This is a genomic window from Mycobacterium tilburgii (assembly GCF_902168065.1).
In the GTDB taxonomy this organism is placed as follows: Bacteria; Actinomycetota; Actinomycetes; order Mycobacteriales; family Mycobacteriaceae; genus Mycobacterium; species Mycobacterium tilburgii.
Map to the genome: position 1 here is coordinate 1 of NZ_LR655691.1, position 22,341 is coordinate 22,341.

At 66.9% G+C, this 22,341-nt stretch carries 17 protein-coding genes and 5 pseudogenes; 11 read left to right on the forward strand and 11 right to left on the reverse strand.

Annotated features, from left to right (window positions below):
* From FQ389_RS02535 to FQ389_RS17655, 5 genes and pseudogenes are all read right to left on the reverse strand, one after another.
* On the reverse strand, window positions 1-2,643 hold a 2,643-nt coding region (locus FQ389_RS02535), incomplete at its 3' end, for a 4Fe-4S dicluster domain-containing protein (protein ID WP_144205913.1).
* Window positions 2,644-2,778: 135 nt separating this feature from the next.
* Window positions 2,779-4,141, reverse strand: a pseudogene (locus FQ389_RS02530) (LuxR C-terminal-related transcriptional regulator); the annotation flags it as partial.
* Between the two features lie 22 nt (window positions 4,142-4,163).
* Complete coding sequence (locus FQ389_RS02525) at window positions 4,164-4,742, reverse strand: hypothetical protein (RefSeq protein WP_144205914.1); 579 nt, start codon at window positions 4,740-4,742, stop codon at window positions 4,164-4,166.
* Window positions 4,743-5,022: 280 nt separating this feature from the next.
* Window positions 5,023-5,709, reverse strand: a complete 687-nt coding sequence (locus tag FQ389_RS02520) for an amidohydrolase family protein (RefSeq protein ID WP_260860407.1) — start codon at window positions 5,707-5,709, stop codon at window positions 5,023-5,025.
* Window positions 5,710-5,847: 138 nt separating this feature from the next.
* Window positions 5,848-6,162, reverse strand: coding sequence for a hypothetical protein (locus tag FQ389_RS17655; RefSeq protein ID WP_407662722.1), 315 nt, complete (start codon window positions 6,160-6,162; stop codon window positions 5,848-5,850).
* Between the two features lie 277 nt (window positions 6,163-6,439).
* Between FQ389_RS17655 and FQ389_RS02510 the strand changes: the two genes are divergently transcribed.
* The gene (locus FQ389_RS02510; protein WP_144205916.1) at window positions 6,440-7,333 is read left to right on the forward strand and encodes a LysR family transcriptional regulator; all 894 of its coding nucleotides are present in this window, start codon (window positions 6,440-6,442) and stop codon (window positions 7,331-7,333) included.
* Window positions 7,334-7,417: 84 nt separating this feature from the next.
* On the opposite strand, the pseudogene FQ389_RS02505 reads toward FQ389_RS02510, so the two are convergent.
* A pseudogene (locus FQ389_RS02505) lies at window positions 7,418-7,600 on the reverse strand (sulfotransferase family protein); the annotation flags it as partial.
* A 129-nt stretch (window positions 7,601-7,729) separates the two neighbouring features.
* Between FQ389_RS02505 and dnaK the strand changes: the two are divergent.
* The 4 genes from dnaK to FQ389_RS02485 are packed head-to-tail and all read left to right on the forward strand — an operon-like array spanning window position 7,730 to window position 11,889.
* A complete protein-coding gene (gene dnaK / locus FQ389_RS02500) occupies window positions 7,730-9,601 on the forward strand; it encodes a molecular chaperone DnaK (protein WP_144205917.1) in 1,872 nt (623 codons plus the stop codon).
* The gene (gene grpE, locus FQ389_RS02495) at window positions 9,598-10,266 is read left to right on the forward strand and encodes a nucleotide exchange factor GrpE (RefSeq protein ID WP_144205918.1); all 669 of its coding nucleotides are present in this window, start codon (window positions 9,598-9,600) and stop codon (window positions 10,264-10,266) included. Before dnaK ends, grpE begins: the two co-directional genes overlap by 4 nt.
* Before the next feature lie 49 nt (window positions 10,267-10,315).
* Window positions 10,316-11,503: a molecular chaperone DnaJ gene (gene dnaJ / locus FQ389_RS02490; protein WP_144205919.1), complete on the forward strand. Its 1,188-nt coding sequence runs from the start codon at window positions 10,316-10,318 to the stop codon at window positions 11,501-11,503.
* Complete coding sequence (locus tag FQ389_RS02485) at window positions 11,503-11,889, forward strand: heat shock protein transcriptional repressor HspR (protein ID WP_144205920.1); 387 nt, start codon at window positions 11,503-11,505, stop codon at window positions 11,887-11,889. Before dnaJ ends, FQ389_RS02485 begins: the two co-directional genes overlap by 1 nt.
* 54 nt (window positions 11,890-11,943) lie before the next feature.
* On the opposite strand, the pseudogene FQ389_RS02480 reads toward FQ389_RS02485, so the two are convergent.
* The 3 genes and pseudogenes from FQ389_RS02480 to FQ389_RS02465 form a co-directional block, all read right to left on the reverse strand.
* Window positions 11,944-12,822 (reverse strand): annotated as a pseudogene (locus FQ389_RS02480) (aldose 1-epimerase).
* 78 nt (window positions 12,823-12,900) lie between these two features.
* A complete protein-coding gene (locus FQ389_RS02475; RefSeq protein ID WP_144205921.1) occupies window positions 12,901-14,067 on the reverse strand; it encodes an FAD-binding oxidoreductase in 1,167 nt (388 codons plus the stop codon).
* Between the two features lie 545 nt (window positions 14,068-14,612).
* Window positions 14,613-14,963: a hypothetical protein gene (locus FQ389_RS02465; protein ID WP_144205922.1), complete on the reverse strand. Its 351-nt coding sequence runs from the start codon at window positions 14,961-14,963 to the stop codon at window positions 14,613-14,615.
* 167 nt (window positions 14,964-15,130) lie between these two features.
* Here FQ389_RS02465 and clpB point away from each other — a divergent pair, with 167 nt between their 5' ends.
* Window positions 15,131-17,683: an ATP-dependent chaperone ClpB gene (gene clpB, locus FQ389_RS02460; RefSeq protein WP_144205923.1), complete on the forward strand. Its 2,553-nt coding sequence runs from the start codon at window positions 15,131-15,133 to the stop codon at window positions 17,681-17,683.
* An 85-nt stretch (window positions 17,684-17,768) separates the two neighbouring features.
* On the opposite strand, the gene FQ389_RS02455 is transcribed toward clpB, so the two are convergent.
* A complete protein-coding gene (locus FQ389_RS02455; protein ID WP_260860409.1) occupies window positions 17,769-18,170 on the reverse strand; it encodes an enoyl-CoA hydratase/isomerase family protein in 402 nt (133 codons plus the stop codon).
* A gap of 174 nt (window positions 18,171-18,344) precedes the next feature.
* On the opposite strand from FQ389_RS02455, the gene ttfA reads away from it, so the two are divergent.
* From ttfA to FQ389_RS02435, 4 genes are read left to right on the forward strand one after another with little or no spacing between them, the layout of a single operon-like run.
* Window positions 18,345-19,199: a trehalose monomycolate transport factor TtfA gene (gene ttfA / locus FQ389_RS02450; protein ID WP_144205924.1), complete on the forward strand. Its 855-nt coding sequence runs from the start codon at window positions 18,345-18,347 to the stop codon at window positions 19,197-19,199.
* Window positions 19,200-19,245: 46 nt separating this feature from the next.
* Window positions 19,246-19,785, forward strand: a complete 540-nt coding sequence (gene pyrE / locus FQ389_RS02445; RefSeq protein WP_144205925.1) for an orotate phosphoribosyltransferase — start codon at window positions 19,246-19,248, stop codon at window positions 19,783-19,785.
* A 13-nt stretch (window positions 19,786-19,798) separates the two neighbouring features.
* The gene (locus FQ389_RS02440; protein ID WP_144205926.1) at window positions 19,799-20,698 is read left to right on the forward strand and encodes a hypothetical protein; all 900 of its coding nucleotides are present in this window, start codon (window positions 19,799-19,801) and stop codon (window positions 20,696-20,698) included.
* Window positions 20,695-21,342: a TrmH family RNA methyltransferase gene (locus FQ389_RS02435; RefSeq protein ID WP_144205927.1), complete on the forward strand. Its 648-nt coding sequence runs from the start codon at window positions 20,695-20,697 to the stop codon at window positions 21,340-21,342. The genes FQ389_RS02440 and FQ389_RS02435 overlap by 4 nt, the downstream gene beginning before the upstream one ends.
* Before the next feature lie 7 nt (window positions 21,343-21,349).
* Here the strand turns inward: FQ389_RS02435 and FQ389_RS18705 are convergent.
* Window positions 21,350-21,684: pseudogene (locus FQ389_RS18705) on the reverse strand (LysR substrate-binding domain-containing protein); the annotation flags it as partial.
* On the opposite strand from FQ389_RS18705, the pseudogene FQ389_RS02430 reads away from it, so the two are divergent.
* Window positions 21,680-22,279, forward strand: a pseudogene (locus FQ389_RS02430) (XdhC/CoxI family protein); the annotation flags it as partial. The pseudogenes FQ389_RS18705 and FQ389_RS02430 overlap by 5 nt on opposite strands.
* Between the last annotated feature and the right edge of the window lie 62 nt (window positions 22,280-22,341).

A 22,341-nucleotide genomic window follows, 5' to 3' on the forward strand; every position in this document is an offset into this window, starting at 1 on the left:
GGGTTTCGGCGCAGCGGGCGCGGCCGCTGCCTTGGTCGCGGTCGCCGCGTCAGCCTTCGGTTCGGTGTCGGTGGCCGGGGCCGTTTCCGTCGTGGCCTCGGTTGCCGGCTTAGCGGCCGGAGCCTTCTTGGCGCCGGGTCGCTTGGCACCGGCGGCCAACCCCAGGCCCTTAACGGGCGCTGCGGGTGCCTTGGGTGCCTCGGCCTCGGGGCTCGGCTGCGCCGCCGGGGTCTCCGCCGCGGGCGCTGTGGTCTCCGCGGCCGCCTTCTTGGCGCCCGGCTTCTTGGCACACCCTGCGATCCCTAGGCCCTTGGCGGGAGCCGGGGCCGCCTTGGCGGCTTCGGTCGCCGCGGGGGCTTCCGCCGGAGCCGTCACGGCGGTGGCCTTGGGCTCGGCTTTCGCGGCCCGTTCCTCCGCCCGCTTCGCGGCGGTGCCCTTCTCCGGCAGCGTCGCCTTGTCGTACTCGAGCGATCCCAGCAGGATCTGGGCGACGTCAAGCACTTCGACCCCGCTGCGGCCGGCCTCTTCCTGTCGGTCGTTGACCCCGTCAGTGACCATCACCCGGCAGAACGGGCAACCGGTCGCGATCGTCGCGGTGTTGGTGGCCAGCGCCTCGTCGACGCGTTCGTGGTTGATGCGCTTGCCGATGTGTTCTTCCATCCACATCCGCGCGCCCCCGGCGCCGCAGCAGAAGCTGCGTTCGGCGTGGCGCGGCATCTCAGTGAGGTTCGCCCCGGCGAAGCCGATCAGCTCGCGCGGCGCCTTGTACACCTTGTTGTGCCGGCCCAGGTAGCACGGGTCGTGGTAGGTGATGTCCTGCGAGACCGGCGTCACCGGCACCAGCTTCTTGTCCCGCACCAACCGGTTGAGCAGCTGGGTGTGGTGCAACACGGTGTAGTTGGCGCCGAGCTGGCGGTACTCCTTGCCGAGGGTGTTGAAGCAGTGCGGGCAGGTGACCACGATCTTGCGGTCGACGGTCTCCACACCTTCGAACACCCCGTCCAGGGTTTCGACGGCCTGCTGGGCCAGCTGCTGGAACAGGAACTCGTTGCCGGAACGGCGGGCTGAGTCACCGTTGCAGGTTTCGCCGGTGCCGAGCACCAAATACTTCACCCCGGCGATGGCCAGCAGCTCGGCCACCGCCTTGGTGGTCTTCTTGGCCTTGTCGTCGTAGGCGCCGGCGCAGCCGACCCAGAACAGGTACTCGAAGCCATCGAAGCTGTCCACGTCTTCGCCGTAGACCGGAACGTCAAAGTCGACCTCGTCGATCCAATTGGTACGGTCACCAGCGTTCTGGCCCCACGGATTGCCTTTGTTCTCAAGGTTTTTGAACAGCACCAAGAGTTCCGACGGGAACTCCGACTCCATCATCACTTGGTAGCGACGCATGTCTACGATGTGATTGACGTGTTCGATGTCGACCGGGCACTGCTCGACGCAGGCGCCGCACGTCACGCACGACCACAGCACGTCGGGATCGATCACGCCGCCCTGCTCGGCAGTCCCGACCAGCGGGCGCGCCGCCTGCTCGGGTCCATGTCCGGGCACCCGGCCAAAGCCGGATTCCGGGACATGGTGGCCCTTCTCGTGGGTGGTCTCGAGATCCAGGCCCTCCAGCGGCTCGGCCTTCTTCTCGCCAAGGATATAGGGCGCCTTGGCCATCCAGTGGTCGCGCAGGTCCATGATGACGAGCTTGGGCGACAGCGGCTTACCGGTATTCCAGGCCGGACACTGCGACTGGCAGCGTCCGCACTCGGTACAAGTGGCGAAGTCGAGGTTCGCCTTCCAGGTGAAGTCCTCGATCTTGCCGCGGCCGAAAACGTCGTCCTCGCCGGGATCTTGGAAGTTGATCGGCTTGCCGCCGGACTCCATCGGAAGCAGCGGGCCCAGGCCGTCGGGCAGGCGTTTGAACGTGACGTTGATGGGCGCCAGGAAGATGTGCAGGTGCTTGGAGTGCAGCACGATCAGCAGGAAGATCAGCGCGACCGCGATGTGGGCCAGCAGCGCGAGGGTTTCGACCCACTCGTTGACCGTGGGGCCCAGCGGCTGCATCAGCGCGCCCATCGCGTGGGAGAAGAAGGCCCCGTGGCCGTAAGGGAAGTCGCCGGTGTTGACGGCGGCGCCGCGGAAGATGGCGTAGCTCAAGATGACCAGGAAGATCATGAACAGGATCAGCCAGGCGCCGCCGATGTGCGAACCATAGAAGCGTGACGAGCGGCCGTGTTCCTTTGGCTCGCTGCGCAACCGGATGATGGTGAAGGTTGTGATGCCGGCCAGCACCGCCAGGGCGATGAAGTCCTGCAAGAAGCCCAGGGCGTTCCAGCGGCCGACGATCGGGATGTGGAAGTTGGGCTGGAACAGCGTGCCGTAGGCCTCGATGTACACAGTGATGAGGATGAAGAAGCCCCACATGGTGAAGAAGTGGGCGAGGCCGGGAACCGACCACTTGAGCAGCTTGCGCTGACCGAACACCTCGGAGACCTGCGCCCAGATGCGCGAACCGATGTTGTCGGTGCGGCCGGTCGCGGGCTGGCCCGCCATGACCAGCCGGTACAGCCACCAGACGCGTTTGAGTGCCAACGACACCACTACCGCGGTCAAGCCCAGGCCTAGCACCAGTCGTATGAGCGTCTGTGTGGTCACAGAAGGTCTCTCCCCACGCCTCGTCACCCAGCGAAAATTCGTTCGACCTTTGCTAGCTCATAGTGACATCTGCACCGTTACCGTCGCGAGAAAGGCTGACCTAACCGCCGTTGTTGCAGGTCGTTGACCAGCGGCTTAGCCGTTCGGAGCAAGCATCGCACGGATCATTAATAGAGCATCTCTGAGCGCGGCCCGGCGCCCAGTCGGCGGCGTATCCGGGCCACGTGATGCTCAACCGTTTTCGCCGAGATGAAAGTTGCGTGCCGATGTCCCGGTATGGCATACCCAGCAGCAGGAGTTCGGCAACCTCGCGTTCGCGCTGCGTCAGCGCAGACCCTGACGGCGGCTGCGCTGACGGCGAAGCCGCGCTGTGCGTTTGGTCACCGGGGGCCTCGTCCGGGGTGGCTCCGACCTTCAGGTCGCGGGCGAGCTGCAGCATCGCACCGGACACCTTGCCATCGGGTGTCTGCAGCGCGGCCTGACCAGTCAGCCGGGTGGCGTCGGAAGTCAGGCCATACGTGCGCGAGCGCGCGCCGCCGCGGTGACCTCGTCGACGTCGACCTGGATGGCCAGTACCCGCAGCCAGGTGCGGCCCGCGCCCGACAGGGTGTGCGCCAGCGTGCTGACCGCGGCCGCCGCGCCGAGGGCCTGACCGTGCGGCGCCACCAGCTCCGGCGCGTTGGCGAGGATCCCGGCGTGCACGCCCGCCAATGCAGGGGGTGGACCACAGTGCTGGATTGCCCAGCGAATCCAGCAGGGCGAACGCCCGCTCCAGGGTGTGGCGCAGCTGCTCGACCTGGCGCATGCGCACGGCCGCGACCCACAACTCGCCCAATGGCAGCAGGGCGAACAGATCGACGGAGTGCTCGGCGAGCACTTCCATGCCCGCGTACCAATGCTTGTGCAGCGCACCGGCATCCCCGCTGCGACGGGCGATGGCGGTCTGCAGCGTCGCTGCTCACAATGCGTCACGGCGGTGCAGCTGGACGGAACCGGCTGCGACGACATCCGCGCCGGCCGCTGCCAGCTGCCCGTCCTGCATTTTGATCCAGGCCCCCAGCAGTGTGTGCCGAGAGTGGAACACCGCGTCGCTGTCGGCGTGCACCGCGCGGCCGATCACGCTGCGGGCCCGGACCGGATCGCCGGCATGTATCGCGGCCAGGGTGACCAGCCTGGTGGGGCTGTCGAGCAGGACTTCGGTCATGGGTTGCGCGGACGCGATGGCCTGGCCGAGTCGCGCGATCGCTGCCGGGTAGGGCTGATCCATGGTCAGCAGCAGTCCCTCGGCGAGACCGCGCGCGGTCCGCGCGGCCATGGTTGGAGGCCCGGAATCCTTGATCTGAAAGGCATTACGTGTGGCGGCGAGGTCTCCGGTCGCGGAGAACACGATCGCTGCGGACGCGCCGGCCACAGCGTCCGGTTGCGGGCCTAGCCAGCCGAATAATTCCGCCGCTTGCGCCGCGTTGCCGTCATGTGTGGCGACGCTGGCCGCGCCACGGCACCGACCATACTGACCCGCGTCAGAACGTGGTGACCTTCTCTACGCTGACGAACATTCCGTGTCCGGTGCGCCTGTTGGTGAACTTGGTGCCGGCTTCGGAAGCGTCGATGGTCCAGCCCTGCGCGTCGTAGATCTTGTAGTCGATCGTGACGGTGGGGATCGCCCCCAAGTTGCCCAATATCCACTGCACCGTGCCGCCAGAGGTGATGTGGACGCCGTTGGCGTGTTCACCGTCCTGCATAGGTGAGTTGGTGAATGGTGCCTCGCACCCCACGCTGTCCTTGTTGATCTGGCAACGGGTTGTGCCGGACTTGGTTTCGATGAAGACGTAGCCGTTCTGGTCGGGTGGCAGCGGAATGGCGCTGGCCGGGGTGGTGGGGCTCGCCGGTGGCGCCGGAGTTTGGCTGGACGGCGGTAGGGCGCCGCTCGGCCGGGGTGTCGGGAACGCGGGCTCGGTCGGCCCGGTGCCCGGCGTGGCAACCGGCCTGCCCTCGATGACGGAGCTGCAGCCGGACGTCAGCGCGGGGCCCGCCAGCACGGCCACCAGTAGCAGCGAGCCGCCGGCCAAGCCCCGCCGTGCCTTGTGGTATAACCGCACGCGTCGCTCCCCGAAGATCTGAGATGTCAGACGTAGAGTACGCACGAGGAGGGGAAAGCTGCGGTGGCGACGCGCCCTTGAGACGCCGATGATAACGAAGCGTTATCGTCGAATCCGGGCTCGATTGCCGCGGGCCAAGCCCACTCAGAGACCGAGCAGCCGCTCGGCGTTGCGGTGGCTGATGCGCGCACGCTCGTCATCACTGAGCGGGAGGCCGTCCAGGAACGCACGGGCGGCCTTCATCGACCCGAACGGGATAGTCGGCGGAAACGCTCACCGGTCAATGCCGACCTGTGAGACCAGGTTGGCCGTAGGTGGCCTCGTTGTTGAAGTTGGCAAAGGTGTAGTTGACGTTCTTTCGCAGGTACCAGCTGACCAGGTGCTTGAGGCCGGTCAGTTCCGGCCTGAGTGTTGCGTCGAACCGCGGCAGCATGAACGACATTCCCTTGCCCATGTGGCCGATGATGATCTGCAGGTCCGGGTAGGTGTCGAATACCCCGCCGAGATTCATGCGCAGCACGCGCGTGGAGGTGTTGATGTGCCAGCCCCACCCCACGGTCGCCAGCGCGAACGTCACCTCGGGCGCGAACCCGGCGTAGCAGGACTCGATGACGCCCGCCGGCGGGATCGTCGTGTGCAAGTAGATGGGGGCCTTGAGCGTCGCCGCGCGATCGAAGATCGGCTCGAAGAACGGGTCATCCAGGTAGCGACCCTGGCTGTGCCCGTTGATGACCGCGCCGAGGAAACCGAGCGTACCTATCGCCTGCTCGACTTCCTCGGCCGCGGCATCTGGTGCACTCGTCGGCATCGTGGCGAAACCCGCCAGCCAGTCGGGGTAACGCCCGATCGCGGCGGCGAGTTCATCATTGCATTCCCGGTCCAGCTCAACGGCTTTCGGCCCGTCCAGCTGCTCGACACCGGGCGTCGCCAGCGGCAGCACCGCGAGGTCGACCTCCGCCTCATCCATCGCCGCTATGCGAGTCTCGTCCATACTCGGCGATGGCGTTCGATCACGCCCGCGCGGGACGCCAGCCAGCTACCCGGTCCACGCAGAAATCTGTCGGTGGCGAAATGCTCTTCAAGTGCGATGGTGCGCAAGACGCTCCTAACCTTCCAGCACGCGGCTGGCGGCGGTCCAGTACGGCAACTCTTCGCACTTGGCGGCCCACCGGATCGTCTTGGTGTAGGCGTATTCCGACAGCGTCTCCTCGGCGTGCTCGGCTGAAGCCGCTGTGTCCGACCCCACCGAAGCCCGTCCCGATCGCGATCCGGAAGTAGTTGTTGACGAACACGGCGCCGGCCCACCTTTCACTTGCCGGGCACCGCGTGCAGCAAGCGGTGCCCGGCAAGTAAGCACCGACTGGATCAGCTCCACCATCCGCAGCACCACCGAGGGCGTCTGCTCCGGTGGCTTCAGCACGACGGCGTTACCGACGGCGAGCGCCGGGGCGATCTTGTCCGCGGTGTGAATCGGCGGCCAACGACGAACTGGTCGTCGGTGGAAGGAGAGGACCAGCGAGTCCTGGTCCTTGTCAAGGCGGGAGCTTGCAGAGTCATTGGCACGTCCAGCAGGTTGGGGGTTTGATCATTCGCCGGGCGGTCAGAACGCTTGACGAAATCGACGCTACGATCACCTGCTGCATCTGGGCCAGCGACATGTTCTGATGGACGTTAGCACGTGCGGTGATAATAGCTGTGTGGAGCTTCGCCATCTTGAGTATTTCCTTGCGGTCGCAGATAACCGGAGCTTCACCGAGGCCGCGAAGAAATTACACGTCGTCCAATCGGGTGTGTCGGCGACGATCAAGGCCCTCGAGCGTGAACTGGGAGCGGAACTGTTCGTCCGCGGTCCGAGCGGAGTGGAGTTGACCGCGGCGGGCGTGGAGTTGCGTCCGCGCGCTCGTGAGACTCTGGACGCGGCCCGCGCCGCCAAGGACGCCGTCAACGCCACCCGCGGTTCTATTCGCGGCACGGTGACGGTGGGGGTCCTGACGTCGATCAGTGTGATCGACATGCCCACGGTGCTCGCGGAGCTGCACACCCGCCACCCCGGGGTGAATGTTCACCTGCGCGCGGCCAGCTCCGGGTCGGCCGGTTTGGCCAGCCAGCTCCGCGATGGGGATCTCGACGTGGCGTTTCTGGTCTTCACTGGGCCGCCGCCGGCCGATCTGAACGCCCGGCTGGTCGCTTCGGTTCCGCTGCTGCTGGTCGTGCCCGCTGATCATACTCTCGCCCAACGGGATTCGGTGGAGCTGGCGGAGCTGGCGGGCATGTCGTTCGTGGACGGCCCGCCGGGATACGGCACCAGAACCGTGATCGACAACGCGTTCACCGCCGCCGGCGTCGAGCGGACCGTCACGGTGGAGGTCGCCGATCTGGGCACGGCCGCGACCTACATCCGCAACGGTCTGGGCATCGGTTTTCTGAGCCGGACCATCCTGGACGAGATCGACGATTTAGGCTTGGCCACGCTGCGGGTGAGCGACCACGACCTGGAGTGGCGGCTGTTCGTCACCACGTCGGCGGCCCGGTCGATCAGCGCGGCGACCCGGGTCGTGCTGGACCTGATCGAAGAGATCGCGTCCCGCTGACTACCCCGCCAGTGCCGTCTCGGCGCACTCGATCGGCGCATCCTCGGCCGCCGCGTAGCCGTAGCGTTCGATGAACTCACCCTAGCGTTCGGTGACGACGGCGCGTTGTTCGGCCGTCAATTGGTAGCTGTTGGTCCGGTAGGTCGCCTTGTCAGACAGATACTGGCGCAGTCGCGGCAGGTACGACTCGAAGTCGCCCAGTTTCAGGTGCTCGTACAGCCAGCGCAGCTGACCCTCGGGATCGCTGATCAGGTCCTCGTAAGGCTTGATGACAAATTGAGTGTACTAGACTCAATATTGGGTTTTGACAGGTCAGCGCTCACGAGGCAGGATTGAGCGGGGTTCACTCAGCATAGTGGCACCAAAGAAGCCCTACATCAATCAGGAGGAATCACTATGGCTCGTGCGGTCGGTATCGACCTCGGGACCACCAACTCCGTCGTCGCAGTGCTCGAGGGTGGTGACCCTGTCGTCGTCGCCAACTCTGAAGGCTCACGGACGACGCCATCCATCGTCGCGTTCGCCCGCAACGGTGAGGTGCTCGTCGGTCAGACCGCCAAGAACCAGGCGGTCACCAACGTCGACCGCACCATCCGTTCGGTCAAGCGGCACATGGGCACCGACTGGTCCGTCGAGATCGATGGCAAGAAGTACACCGCTCAGGAGATCAGTGCGCGCACGCTGCAGAAGCTGAAGCGCGACGCCGAGGCATACCTGGGTGAGGACATCACCGACGCGGTCATCACTGTGCCCGCGTACTTCAACGATGCCCAGCGTCAGGCGACCAAGGAAGCCGGCCAGATCGCCGGCCTGAACGTGCTGCGCATCGTCAACGAGCCGACCGCAGCGGCGCTGGCATACGGCCTGGACAAGGGCGAGAAGGAACAGACCATTCTGGTTTTCGACCTTGGGGGTGGCACGTTCGACGTGTCCCTGCTCGAGATCGGCGAGGGTGTCGTCGAGGTCCGCGCCACCAGTGGCGACAACCACCTCGGTGGCGACGACTGGGACGACCGGATCGTCAACTGGCTGGTCGACAAGTTCAAGGGCACCAGCGGAATTGACCTGACCAAGGACAAGATGGCGATGCAGCGGCTGCGTGAGGCCGCCGAGAAGGCCAAGATCGAGCTCTCCAGTTCGCAGAGCACCTCAGTCAACCTACCGTACATCACCGTTGACGCCGACAAGAACCCGTTGTTCCTCGACGAGCAGCTGACTCGCGCCGAGTTCCAGCGAATCACGCAGGATCTGCTGGACCGCACGCGTCAGCCGTTCCAGTCGGTCATCAAGGACGCCGGCATCTCGGTGTCCGAGATTGACCACGTTGTGCTGGTGGGTGGTTCCACCCGGATGCCGGCGGTCACCGATCTGGTCAAGCAACTGACCGGCGGCAAGGAGCCCAACAAGGGCGTCAACCCCGACGAGGTTGTGGCCGTGGGTGCCGCGCTGCAGGCCGGTGTCCTCAAGGGTGAGGTGAAAGACGTTCTGCTGCTGGATGTCACACCGCTGAGCCTGGGTATCGAGACCAAGGGTGGCGTGATGACCAAGCTGATCGAACGCAACACCACCATCCCGACCAAGCGGTCGGAGACCTTCACCACCGCGGACGACAACCAGCCGTCGGTGCAGATCCAGGTCTACCAGGGTGAGCGTGAAATCGCCTCGCACAACAAGCTGCTCGGCTCCTTTGAGCTGACCGGTATCCCGCTGGCCCCGCGTGGTGTCCCGCAGATCGAGGTCACCTTCGACATCGACGCCAACGGCATCGTGCACGTCACCGCCAAGGACAAGGGCACCGGCAAGGAGAACACGATCAAAATCCAGGAGGGCTCCGGCCTGTCCAAGGAAGAGATCGACCGGATGATCAAGGACGCCGAGGCGCACGCCGAGGAGGACCGCAAGCGCCGCGAGGAGGCCGACGTTCGCAACCAGGCCGAGACCCTGGTCTACCAGACGGAGAAATTCGTCGCTGAACAACGGGGCGCAGCGGCCGAGTCCGGTGGTTCGAAGGTTCCCGAGGACACCTTGAACAAGGTGGATGCCGCGGTGGCCGAGGCCAAGTCGGCGTTGGGCGGCACCGACATTGCCGCGATCAAGACGGCGATGGAGAAGCTGGGTCAGGAGTCCCAGGCTCTGGGTCAGGCGATCTACGAAGCCACCCAGGCGGCCGGGGCGCAGGCCGGCGGTGCAGAGGCAAGCGGTACATCTGCTTCCGCTGACGATGTCGTGGACGCGGAGGTGGTCGACGACGACCGGGAGGCCAAGTGAACGAAGGCAATCCGCAAGAACCGGTGACTGTGACCGACAAGCGGCGGATTGATCCCGAGACCGGAGAAGTGCGGAACGCCCCTCCCAGCCCTGCTAGCCCGGGGCCGGGAGGGGATACACCGACGGCCGCCCCGACGGACTCCGCCGCAGATGACGGCACCAACAAGGTCGCCGAGCTGACCGCCGATTTGCAACGGGTGCAGGCTGATTTCGCCAACTACCGGAAACGGGCATTGCGTGATCAGCAGGCCGCGGCGGATCGGGCCAAGGCCACCGTGATCAGCCAATTGCTGGGCGTGCTGGACGATCTCGAGCGCGCCCGTTCACACGGTGATCTGGAGTCGGGTCCGCTGAAGTCGGTAGCCGACAAGCTGGACAGCGCACTGACCGGGCTCGGTGTCGTGGCGTTCGGTGCCGAAGGCGAAGACTTCGACCCGGTGCTGCATGAAGCCGTCCAGCATGAGGGCGATGGCGGCGAGGGTTCCAAGCCGGTGATCGGCACGGTCATGCGCCAGGGCTACAAGCTGGGCGAGAACGTGTTGCGTCACGCCCTGGTCGCCGTCGTCGACACGATCCCGGACGACGGCGACGCCGCTGTTACGGCCGAGCCCGCCGAGACCGAATCGAGCGATACCGACGAAAACGCTGCCGCCGCCGGTGAATAAGGCACAGAATCAGAACAACAGCCAGAAAGGTGGGAGGGGGTGACGCGACATGGCCCAGCGTGAATGGGTCGAAAAGGACTTCTACGAGGAGCTGGGCGTCTCCTCCGACGCCAGCCCCGAAGAGATCAAACGCGCCTATCGCAAGCTGGCGCGTGACTTGCACCCGGATGCGAATCCCGACAATCCCGCGGCCGGCGAACGGTTCAAAGCGTTGTCGGAGGCGCACAACGTGCTTTCGGATCCGGCCAAGCGCAAGGAGTACGACGAGACCCGCCGGCTTTTCGCCGGCGGGGGCTTCGGCGGTCGGCGGTTCGACGGTGGCGGCTTCGGCAGCTTCAACGTGGGCGGCTACGGCTCCGATGGCGCCGAGTTCAACCTGAACGACCTGTTCGACGCCGCGGGCCGCAGCGGCGGTGCCAACATCGGCGACCTCTTCGGCGGCCTGTTCGGACGCGGCGCGGGCGCGCGGCCCAGTCGACCGCGCCGCGGCAACGACCTGGAAACCGAAACCGAGCTGGATTTTGTCGAGGCCGCCAAGGGCGTCGCGATGCCGCTGCGGCTGACCAGCCCAGCGCCGTGCACGAATTGCCATGGCAGCGGGGCACGTCCGGGCACCAGCCCGAAGGTGTGTCCCACCTGTAATGGGTCCGGCGTGGTCAGCCGCAACCAGGGGGCGTTCGGGTTTTCCGAGCCGTGCACCGAATGTCGGGGCAGCGGCTCGATCATCGAGCACCCCTGCGACGAGTGCAAGGGCACCGGTGTCGCCACCCGCACCCGCACCATCAGCGTGCGGATCCCACGGGGAGTCGAAGACGGGCAACGGATCCGGCTGCCCGGGCAGGGTGAGGCCGGGCTGCGCGGCGCCCCGTCGGGCGACCTGTACGTGACGGTGCACGTGCGGCCGGACAAGGTCTTCGCCCGCGACGGTGACGAATTGACTGTGACCGTGCCGGTTAGTTTCAGCGAATTAGCCCTCGGGTCAACACTTTCCGTGCCCACCCTGGACGGGAAGGTCAGTGTTCGCGTGCCCAAGGGTACGGCGGACGGCCGTATCCTGCGGGTACGTGGGCGCGGTGTGCCCAAGCGTAGCGGTGGGCACGGTGACTTGCTGGTCACCGTGAAAGTCGCTGTGCCGCCGAACCTGGAAGGCGCCGCACAAGAAGCTCTGGAGGCGTACGCCGAAGCCGAGCGGGCGAGCGGCTTCAACCCGCGGGCCGGATGGGCAGGTAACCGCTGATGGTTAAGAACTCCAGGCGCGACGAGGCGCGGACCTTTTTGATCTCAGTGGCGGCCGAACTCGCCGGCATGCACGCTCAGACGTTGCGGACCTACGACCGGCTGGGGCTGGTCAGCCCGAGCCGCACTTCCGGTGGCGGGCGACGTTATTCGCAGCACGACGTGGAATTGCTGCGCGAGGTGCAGCGCCTGTCCCAGGACGAGGGTGTCAACCTGGCCGGGATCAAGCGCATCATCGAGCTAACCAATCAGGTTGAGGCACTGCAGTCGCGGGTGAAGGAAATGGCCGAGGAAATCGCAGCGTTGCGCGCCAACCAGCGCCGCGAGGTCGCTGTGGTACCCAAGAGCACGGCGCTGGTGGTGTGGCAGCCGCGTAAGGGTCGCTGACCCGCGGATGCGCTGGTTCACCTGCCGCGGCGCGGCTTTCAGCGGTCGGCGGGGTCAGGCGACTCGGACGGAGAACTGAGCGACTGCCGGTTCGCCGGGGCGGGCGGTGGATAGCCGCCACGGCTGAGCGCCGCGGTCGGCGCCGTTCATCGGCTCGAAGCACACCACTTCCTCGCTCGGCGGTGCGAAGATCTGGGCCGCCGAATACCCTTGCTCGAAGTGCACTTCCAGCCAGCGCCCGCCACCGGACACCGCGAACACGGCACCGTCGGATACCTGGTCGTAGGCGTCGTCAAAGGTGTTTTTGCCCAGCAGTTCTCGTGTGGCGGGCTGCTCCGACGATTGTCCGGTGGGCAGGCCGCGTCCGTCGAGGCTCAGATGCAGCAGCGGCGGGGTCTCGATGAGCCACTCGCCGCGGGCCGCCTCCGGCACCTGCAGGTAAGGATGAAAGCCGTAGCACAGCGGGACGGCGGTGTCGCCGGTTGCGTGACGGTCGTGCGCACCGTCACCGCCCGGTCGGCCAGCCGCATGTCCACTGTGAGCAAGTGCGGGTAGGGGAAGCTGGCCAGCAGTCGCCGGTCGGCACCGAAGTCCACCTCGGCTGTGAGCTCGTTGGTCGACTGGGTGATCACCCGCCATCCCGGGTAGGCGGCCAGGGCGCCGTGAATGGGTAGCCCGTTGGTGTCCGCCCGGACGCCGTTATCGCCCGGCGTCAGCTCGGCGGTATAGGTGTTGGCGCTCAAGCGATTCGCCCAGGGATACAGAATCGGAACGCCCATCGTCTTGCTGGCGTGCAGGTAGCCGTCCAGGCCTCGCCGCTGGCCGAGCAACTCGACGCCGTCGTCGGTCAGCGAGGTGCCGATCATGCCGTCGTCGGGGCGCGAACTGCGCGGCCAGCGAGGAGGTGGGGTCCCGCAGGGTCACCACATGCACAGGGTCAGCCTAGCGGCGATCGCAAGTGCGGCGTGGCCGCGCGCGGCGGGTCGTCGCCATCAAACCTAGCGGTCGGGCCTAGCGACTCAACGGATCGTGCTGAATGCGCTGCGGCGGAGCGCCTTTGGCCAGCAGCGCGTTTTTGGTGACCTGCACCATGGCGGGCCCACCGCAGATCAGGATCTGCCTGTCGCCCCATCCGCCGTACCGGGTCACCACCCTCGGCAGCCGGCCGACTTGATGCACATGCAGACCGCGCGGCGGCGTCACATCGGGATAGTCGGCGGCCCAGGCCGGGTTGTTGTTGTAGTCCGATACGGGCGAGACCGACAGCCACGGATTGTGCGCGGCGATCTGCCACAGCGTAGGCAGGTCGTACAGCTCGCAGCGGTACCGCGCGCCGAAAAACAGGTGCACCCGCGGGTTTTCCGCGTACCGGCACAGGTCCATGATCAGCGTCCGCAGCGGCGCCAAGCCGGTGCTCCCGGCGACCATCAGGACGTCGCCGCCGCCCCGGTCGACGTGCAGGCCGCCGTGCGGGCTGGACAGTCGCCACCGGTCGCCCGGCCGCGTCTCGTTGACGATCGCGCTGCTCACCAGCCCGCCGGGGACCTGGCGGACGTGGAATTCGATGCCGCCGTCGGGGCCGGCCGGGATGGCGGGGCTGAGGAATCGCCAACGCCCTGGGCATTGCGGAACATGGACGTCGACGTATTGGCCGGGGTGGTAGTGCATGGGGTGGTCCAGTCGCAGTCGGACGACGGCGAGGTCCCGCGAAACCCGATGGTGTTCGACGACGGTGCCGTCCCACCAGGCGGGACCCTCCTCGGCGTCGGCGGCACCGCTCATCACGCCGGTGATCAGGTTGAGCGATTGGTGGGCCGCATCGTCGACGGCATCGGTCCAGGCGTCGCCGACCTGCCTGCGCAATGCGGCCAGTAGGGCGGCCCGCAGCGATTCGTAATGTCTTGGCAGCACACCGTATTTGCGGTGGTCCCGGCCGAGCTGGGCTAGGAAGGCCACCGGTTCCTGAGCGCGCTGCGCGACCAGCTCACCGTAGACCCAGTGCAACGCGTGACCGAAAGCTGCCCGCTGAGCGTCCATTTCGGGTGGGAACAGGTCGCGTAGCGAGACGTTGAAGGCGAACCACTGGGTGTAGAAATGGCGCACGAGTTCGGCGCCCGCGGCGTTGGGGGCCAGGGCGTCGCGCAGCACTTGCAGGGCATCGGAGTCCTCTAAGCCCACGGGGCCCGATTCTAAGTCGGCTGGCAGCGCCGCCGTTAGCCCTGACGGACGGTGTTCGACCTGCCGGTGTTGGCGATCGTCGGTGAACCCCAGTGGTAGGTGATCACGTTGCCGGTGCCCGAGATGCTGATTGCGTCGACGGTGAGGCGATTTTCTTTGCCGGCAACGGCGACGCTGGTGCAGGTGACCGGTGACGGTGTCCATGTTGGCCACGCCGCTGACCGACAGGTAGCCCCCGTTGCACTGCACCGTTCTCGTCATGCCGGACCCACTGACCTGCAACGTGCCGGCGGCGGGCACGTTCTCGGCGGGGGTGTCGCCGACGAGGTTGGTGCGGAATCCGGCGGCCGCCAGCCCGGCCAGGGGCAGCAACCCCACCACGATGACCAACCAGCAGGACATTCCCACCAATAACCTGGGCCGCAGCGCGCCGATCCAGTTGCCGGTCCGGTCGAGGTCGTAGGCAAACGCGCTCACGCAGCGGGCGCGTGCCGGATTGCGCTGGTCGGCGAGGATCACCCCGTCGACGTATTCCCGCCCGCGCATCACCAGAGCGCCGCGGTGGCCGTCGAGTGTGAACGACACCGTCGTCTTGGTGTTGGGGCCGCTCCAGCGCAGCCGGGTGACGGTCCACTCCCGCGCGATCGGTAGTCGAGTATTGAAATACTGTGCTCGGGAAGGCTTTCGATGCCGGTGACGGTCGCGACGCGCCCCCACTTGAGCAGCCCGAGCCGAATACGCGCGCCGTAGAGGTGAACGGCGTAGATCTCGGCCAGGGTGATCACCGCGGTGGCGGCAAAGGCCGTCAGTAGTTGCAGCCACAGCGCGATCGGCGCGATCGCGACGACGAACAGCGTCCAGACGTACCGCCAGCGAAACGGGAGCAACTCAGCCACCCAAAAGGTGACCGGAATCCGCCGGGGCGGCGGCGCGAGGCGGAGTCGTCGCCTCCCTCGTGCAAAATTCCTCCAAGAAATCTAGACTTGAGCGAAACAGACTCAACCTTGACGACGTTGAACATCGCGAGAAGCATTTTCCCTATACCCGAACGGAGGTGTCTCGGTTGGCCAGCGACTCTTTCAACCCGACCACCAAGACGCAAGCAGCTCTGACGTCAGCCTTACAAGCGGCCAGCGCTGCCGGTAACCCCGACATCAGGCCCGCACATTTGCTGCTGGCGTTGCTAACCCAGAACGATGGAATCGCCGCGCCGCTCCTGGAAGCTGTCGGTGTCGCGCCCGGGACCATTCGGACCGAAACCGAGCACCTGCTCGAACGGCTGCCCCGCGCGAGCGGCTTCAGCTCGCAGCCCCAGTTGTCGCGTGAATCGCTGGCCGCCATTACCACCGCCCAGCAGCTGGCCACCGAGATGGACGACGAGTACGTCTCCACTGAGCACCTGTTGGTGGGCCTGGCTACCGGCGACTCCGACGTCGCCAAGCTGCTCACCGGCCACGGCGCGTCCCCCCAGGCTCTACGGGACGCGTTCGTCAAGGTGCGCGGCAGCACCCGGGTCACCAGCACCGACCCCGAAGCGACGTATCAGGCGCTGGAGAAGTACTCCACCGATCTGACCGCCCGCGCTCGGGAAGGCAAGCTCGACCCGGTCATAGGGCGCGACAACGAGATCCGTCGCGTTGTGCAGGTGTTGTCCCGGCGCACCAAGAACAACCCGGTGCTGATCGGTGAACCCGGCGTCGGCAAGACCGCGATCGTCGAGGGCCTGGCCCAGCGCATCGTGGCCGGCGACGTTCCGGAGAGCCTGCGCGACAAGACCGTCATCGCACTCGACCTCGGGTCGATGGTCGCCGGCGCGAAGTACCGCGGCGAATTCGAGGAGCGGCTCAAGGCCGTGCTGGACGACATCAAGAACTCCGCGGGCCAGATCATCACGTTCATCGACGAGCTGCACACCATCGTCGGTGCCGGCGCGACCGGCGAGGGCGCGATGGACGTCGGCAACATGATCAAGCCGATGCTGGCTCGCGGCGAGCTGAGGCTGGTCGGCGCCACCACCCTCGACGAGTACAGCAAGTACATCGAGAAGGACGCGGCGCTGGAACGCCGGTTCCAGCAGGTGCTGGTCGGCGAGCCGTCTGTGGAGGATACCGTCGGCATCCTGCGCGGCCTCAAGGATCGCTACGAGGTGCATCACGGGGTGCGGATCACAGACTCCGCGCTAGTGGCGGCGGCAACCCTGTCCGACCGGTACATCACCGCCCGCTTCCTGCCGGACAAGGCCATCGACCTGGTCGACGAGGCCGCCAGCCGGCTCAAGATGGAGATCGACTCCCGGCCCGTCGAGATCGACGAGGTCGAGCGGCTGGTGCGCCGCCTCGAAATCGAGGAGATGGCGCTGGCCAAGGAGGAGGACGAGGCGTCCAAGGAGCGGCTGGATAAGCTGCGCTCGGAGCTGGCCGACCAGAAAGAAAAGCTGGCCGAGCTGACCACCCGGTGGCAAAACGAGAAGAACGCCATCGACACCGTGCGCGAGCTCAAGGAACAGCTGGAGGCCCTGCGGGGCGAGTCGGAGCGCGCCGAGCGCGACGGCGACCTGGCCAAGGCCGCGGAGCTGCGGTACGGGCGCATCCCGGAGGTCGAGAAGAAGCTCGAAGCGGCACTGCCGCAGGCCGAGGCGCGGGAAAATTGGATGCTAAAGGAGGAGGTCGGTCCCGACGACATCGCCGATGTGGTGTCGGCGTGGACCGGGATCCCCGCCGGCCGGATGCTCGAGGGTGAGACTGCCAAGCTGCTGCGCATGGAGGACGAGCTGGGCAAGCGCGTCATCGGCCAGAAGAAGGCGGTGACCGCGGTTTCCGACGCGGTGCGTCGGTCCCGGGCCGGCGTCGCCGACCCCAACCGGCCGACCGGGTCATTCATGTTCCTCGGCCCGACCGGTGTCGGTAAGACCGAGCTGGCCAAGGCGCTGGCGGAGTTCCTGTTCGACGACGAACGCGCCATGGTCCGCATCGATATGAGCGAGTACGGCGAGAAGCACTCGGTGGCCCGCCTGGTCGGCGCCCCGCCCGGCTACATCGGCTACGATCAGGGTGGTCAGCTCACCGAGGCGGTGCGGCGGCGCCCGTACACCGTGATCCTGTTCGACGAGATCGAAAAGGCGCACCCCGATGTGTTCGACGTGCTGTTGCAGGTGCTCGACGAGGGTCGGCTGACCGACGGGCAGGGCCGCACGGTCGACTTCCGCAACACCATACTTATCCTGACGTCCAATCTCGGGTCGGGCGGCAGCGAAGAGCAGGTGATGGCGGCGGTCCGCTCGGCGTTCAAGCCGGAGTTCATCAACCGGCTCGACGACGTGATCATCTTCCAGGGCCTGGAGCCCGGCGAGTTGGTGCAGATCGTCGACATCCAGCTGGCTCAGCTGCAGAAGCGGCTGGCGCAGCGCCGCCTCACGCTGGAAGTGTCGCTGCCGGCCAAGCAGTGGCTCGCCCAGCGCGGGTTCGATCTCGTGTACGGCGCTCGGCCATTGCGTCGGCTGGTCCAGCAGGCCATTGGGGACCAGTTGGCCAAGCTGCTGCTGGCCGGCGACGTCCACGACGGCGACACCGTGCCGGTCAACGTCAGCCCGGGCGGCGACAGCCTGATCTTGGGCTGACGCCGCGCCCCCGCGCCGAACGTGCACTGATAGCGAGATTTCCGCGATTTTTCGCGCTGAGTGCACGTTCGGCGCTCGCAGGACGCTATTGGCGCCGGTCGCCCAGCTCGCAGTCACGAGTCTGGGCGCCGGCGGGCGCCACCTCCGGGTGACCCAGCACGGTCGTGCCGAGCGCGGCAAAGCGCATGTCGAATGCCATTGCGAACTCGCAGCCACCGCCGCGGCAGACCCCCTGGATGACCGCGACGGTCGCCATCGGCAGCGTCCGCACCTGCTCGGTCACCGCGTGAAACAGTGACAGCTCCGGGTGCGGGCCGAGGTCCTCGCTTGTCGTGAAGGCGGGCAGATCCAGGATCAACTCCACGTCAGCGTGGGCGATGAATATCTCCGGATCGGTCGAATCGACGACCAGCACGCGCACCGCGTCATCGGCTGCGACCTCGCGCGTCAGCCGGTCGATCTTGTGCAGCAGCGACGCGTCCAGCAAATTGATCGGGGGTGGTCGATGGTTGCCCGGCAAACACTGTCGGCCGCCGCGACGCGAATGAACTGGAAGCCGTCGTAGGCCATGCGGGAAACCCTACGCGTATCAGCAAACTTAATGTGGTTGTGACCTGGTCGCATTCTCGGTTCCGGTCCGATAGCGGATACGCTACTTAGGATGGTCCCGCTTTGGTTCACGCTCTCCGCGCTGTGCTTCGTCGGTGCGGTGGTGCTGCTGTACGTCGACATCGATCGACGCCGCGGGCGCAGCAGACGGCGTCGATCCTGGGCGCGCTCGCATGGATTCGATTACGAGCGCGAGTCGACCGAAATCCTCAAGCGCTGGAAGCGCGGCGTGATGTCGACGGTCGGCGATGTTCCCGCCCACAACGTCGTGCTGGGCCAAATCCGTGGTGAGGCAGTGTACATCTTCGATCTTGAGGAAGTCGCCACCGTGATCGCGCTGCACCGCAAGGTGGGCACCAACGTTGTCGTCGACCTGCGGCTCAAAGGTCTCAAAGAGCCGCGCGAAAGCGACATCTGGTTGCTCGGCGCGATCGGTCCGCGGATGGTGTACTCCACCAACCTGGACGCCACCCGCCGGGCCTGTGACCGCCGGATGGTCACCTTCGCGCACACCGCGCCGGATTCCGCCGAGATCATGTGGAACGAGCAGAACTGGACGCTGGTCGCGATGCCGGTGTCCAGCACGCGCACCCAGTGGGACGAGGGTCTGCGGACCGTGCGCCAGTTCAACGACCTGTTGCGGGTGTTGCCGCCGGTGCCTGCCGAAAGCGACGAGCCGGCCGGGCCGCGCGCCGCCGCGCCGAGCCGACCGCTGCCCCCGGCCAGCCGCGCCGAGTTACCGCCCCGGCGTTCGGCCCAGGATGTGTCCGGGCTGGTGGGCTCGGATCCGCAGGTCGCCCGCCGCGCCGCGGAGCCCGGCCCCTGCGACGAGGGGCGTACCGAAGCGATCCGGCGCCCACCGTCGACCGAGCGCAACGGCCAGCAGGCCCCCAACTTCCATCACTGAATCCTGTTGCGCTGCAACGGTAAACACACAAAGGGTAAATAAGGCCGTGTCCGAATCTGACCGCGCGGAACTGGCAGATCTGGTGCGACGACTGTCGGTGGTGCATGGCCGCGTCACGCTGTCGTCCGGCAAGGAGGCCGACTACTACGTCGACCTGCGCCGCGCCACCCTGCATCACCGGGTCGGTGCGCTGATCGGTGTGCTGATGCGGGAACTCACCGCTGACTGGGATTACGCCGTCGCCGGGGGCCTGACCCTGGGCGCGGACCCGGTCGCGACCGCCATCATGCACGCACCCGGTCGCCCGATCGACGCGTTCGTGGTGCGTAAATCGGTGAAAATCCATGGCCTGCAACGTCTTATCGAAGGATCCGAGGTTTCCGGGCAGCGGGTGCTGGTGGTCGAGGACACCAGCACCACCGGGGGGTCGGCGCTGACCGCGGTGCACGCCGTCCAGGACGCGGGCGGCGAAGTGATCGGCGTGGCCACCGTGGTGGACCGCGCTACCGGCGCCGCCGAAGCCATCCAGGCGGAGGGCCTGCCGTATCGCAGCGTGTTGGGTTTGGCCGATCTGGGGTTGAGCTAGGACCGTCACCGTTGTGCGCACTTTCCTGGCTATAGCAGCCTGTTTGGTACTCTGCCTGGCGGGCTGCTTGGGTTCCGGCCGTGTCGCGGCGCCATATGGCGCGCAGTCGACGCGGTTGGGCGAATCGCTGGCGGTGCTGGGCTGGAACATCTCGGTATCCAATTTGCGCTGGGGCGGCGACTACGTGCTGGTCGACGTCGAGGCGTCGCCGACGGACCCGAAGGCGCCGCACACCAAGCCGGAGGACATTCGCTTCGGGTTGTACGGCGCGCTCGCCCACCCGATGGAGTCGGACGGGTTGGGCAGCTGTGACACCGCGATGACGACCGTGCACGACATCCCGTCGCCGCTGAAGGCGCCGCCCGGACGGCTGACCGGCACCGTGTGCCTCGGCCCGCTAAAGGACCGCAGCCAGGTGCGCGGCGTGTACAGCTACTCGACACGCGACCGGATCCCCGACACTTCCGCGGCCTACCCGGCCGCGTTCCCGGTGGGCCTGATGCCGACCAACGTCAACGACACCGGCCTGGTCGTCAAGACCACCAGCCTGTCGGCCTGGCGGGCCGACGGCACGCCGGTGACCCGGGCGCAACTCGGCGATCCGGGGGCCTTCACCGGCAACGGCTACATGCTGCTCGGGCTGGACGCCGAGGCCGTCGCGGCGCGCTACCGTGACGACTCCGCCCGCCGCGGCGGCCCGATGATGTTGCTCGCGTCGCCGACGCTGCCCGCGCCCGGCCTGGACCCGGCGTGCGCGGTGTACGGGTCGTCGGTGCTGATCTTGCCCGAGGCGTCGCGGGACGCCGTGCACGTCTCCGCGTCGTTGTGCACCCAGGGCGAGATCAATCAGGCTCTGCTCTATGCGACGGTGGCGATCGTCGGTACGCACGCCGGGGTGTGGACCCAGCGATGACCGAACCCGGCCCCACCGAATGGGCGGCGCAGCCGGCCGCCGGCGTCGGTCCCTGGCCGGGGGAGCTTCCCGACGGCCCGCGATACGACCCAATGTTGTTGCGCGACGGCGATACCCGCAATGTCGTCGACGCCTACCGGTATTGGACCCGGGAGGCGATTATCGCCGACATCGACCGCCGCCGCCATCCGCTGCACATCGCGATCGAGAACTTCGGGTACGACGTCAACATCGGTTCGGTAGTGCGCACGGCCAACGCCTTCGCGGTGGATACCGTGCACATCGTGGGTCGGCGTCGCTGGAATCGCCGTGGCGCCATGGTGACTGACCGCTATCAACGGTTGTGCCATCACGACAGCACCGCGGAATTGATGGAGTTCGCCCGGGCCGCGGGGCTGGGTGTGGTCGCGGTGGACAACGTGCCTGGGGCGGCGCGGCTGGAGGACACCGCGCTGCCGCGGGAGTGCCTGCTGGTGTTCGGCCAAGAGGGGCCGGGGATCACCGACGACATCCGTTCGGCCGCGGCGATTACGGTCTCGATCGCGCAGTTCGGCTCGACCCGCAGCATCAACGCCGGCGTCGCCGCGGGAATCGCGATGCACGCCTGGATCCGCCAGCACGCTGACCTCGGCTCCGCCTGGTAGTGCCCTGCGGCTGTCGCGACGCCGGCGCCGGCGTCGCCGCACACCACTCACTCGCGCGGTCTAGGCCCGGCCCGTTGACGTGCACCAGCCGCCCAGCGGCGAGGTCCTTGGTGACCGAGAAACCGATGGTCAGCGTGACCCCGCCGACGCGTTGCACCTCTTTCAGCGCGGCGTCATCACTCTGAAAAATCCGCTGCTGAGATTCGGGAATAGCCAAGTCGCGCAACATGGCTGCGATCTCGCGTCCACGCTGCCCGCCGACGGTCCCAGCATCCACTGCTGTTGGCGCAACAGCACCGGGGACAGAATACCCACGGCCAGTGGACTGTTCGGCGCGACCAAGACGACCTTTCCCAAACTCGGCGCGATCGCCGACGACAACGACGCGCACCGGCCGGTGGCGGTCGCGACCGTCATCGCGCACCGCGACGACGCCTGGATCGGCCGCCGTCTCGTCGTCCGCCCGGATGCGGTGGCGGCGTCACTGGGATCGGCGCGTGCCGATGCCGCGGTCGCCGACGATGCCCGCGGCTTGCTCGCGTTGGGCCGCGGCGAGGTTCTCACCTACGGGCCGGACGGCCAGCGGCTCGACGAGGGCATGGAGGTCGGCACGGCAAGGCGCCTTCCCTGGCTGCCGGGTCACCGTGTGCGACGCCCGCGCGGTGTTCGCCACGACCGCCCGTTTCCCGGCGGCCGAAGAGGTCGTCGTCGACTGGCAGCATCGCTATCTCGCCGCCCAGGCCGACGCCAGCGCCATCGACGACAGCACGGTGATCTGCGTGCTTACCCACGACGCCAAGTTCGATGTCCCGGTCCTCGCGAGGTGGCGCTGCGCCTGCCGCGTGTCGGATACGTCGGGGCGATTGGCTCACGTCGCACGCACGACGACTGGATGGCGCGGCTGCGGGTTCGAGACGACTTCAACGATCGCTTAACTCGTTCTTGATGCGCAGGTCAGAGGGGGTCGACACCGGGTCCGCCCCCTGCCCAGTGAGGTGC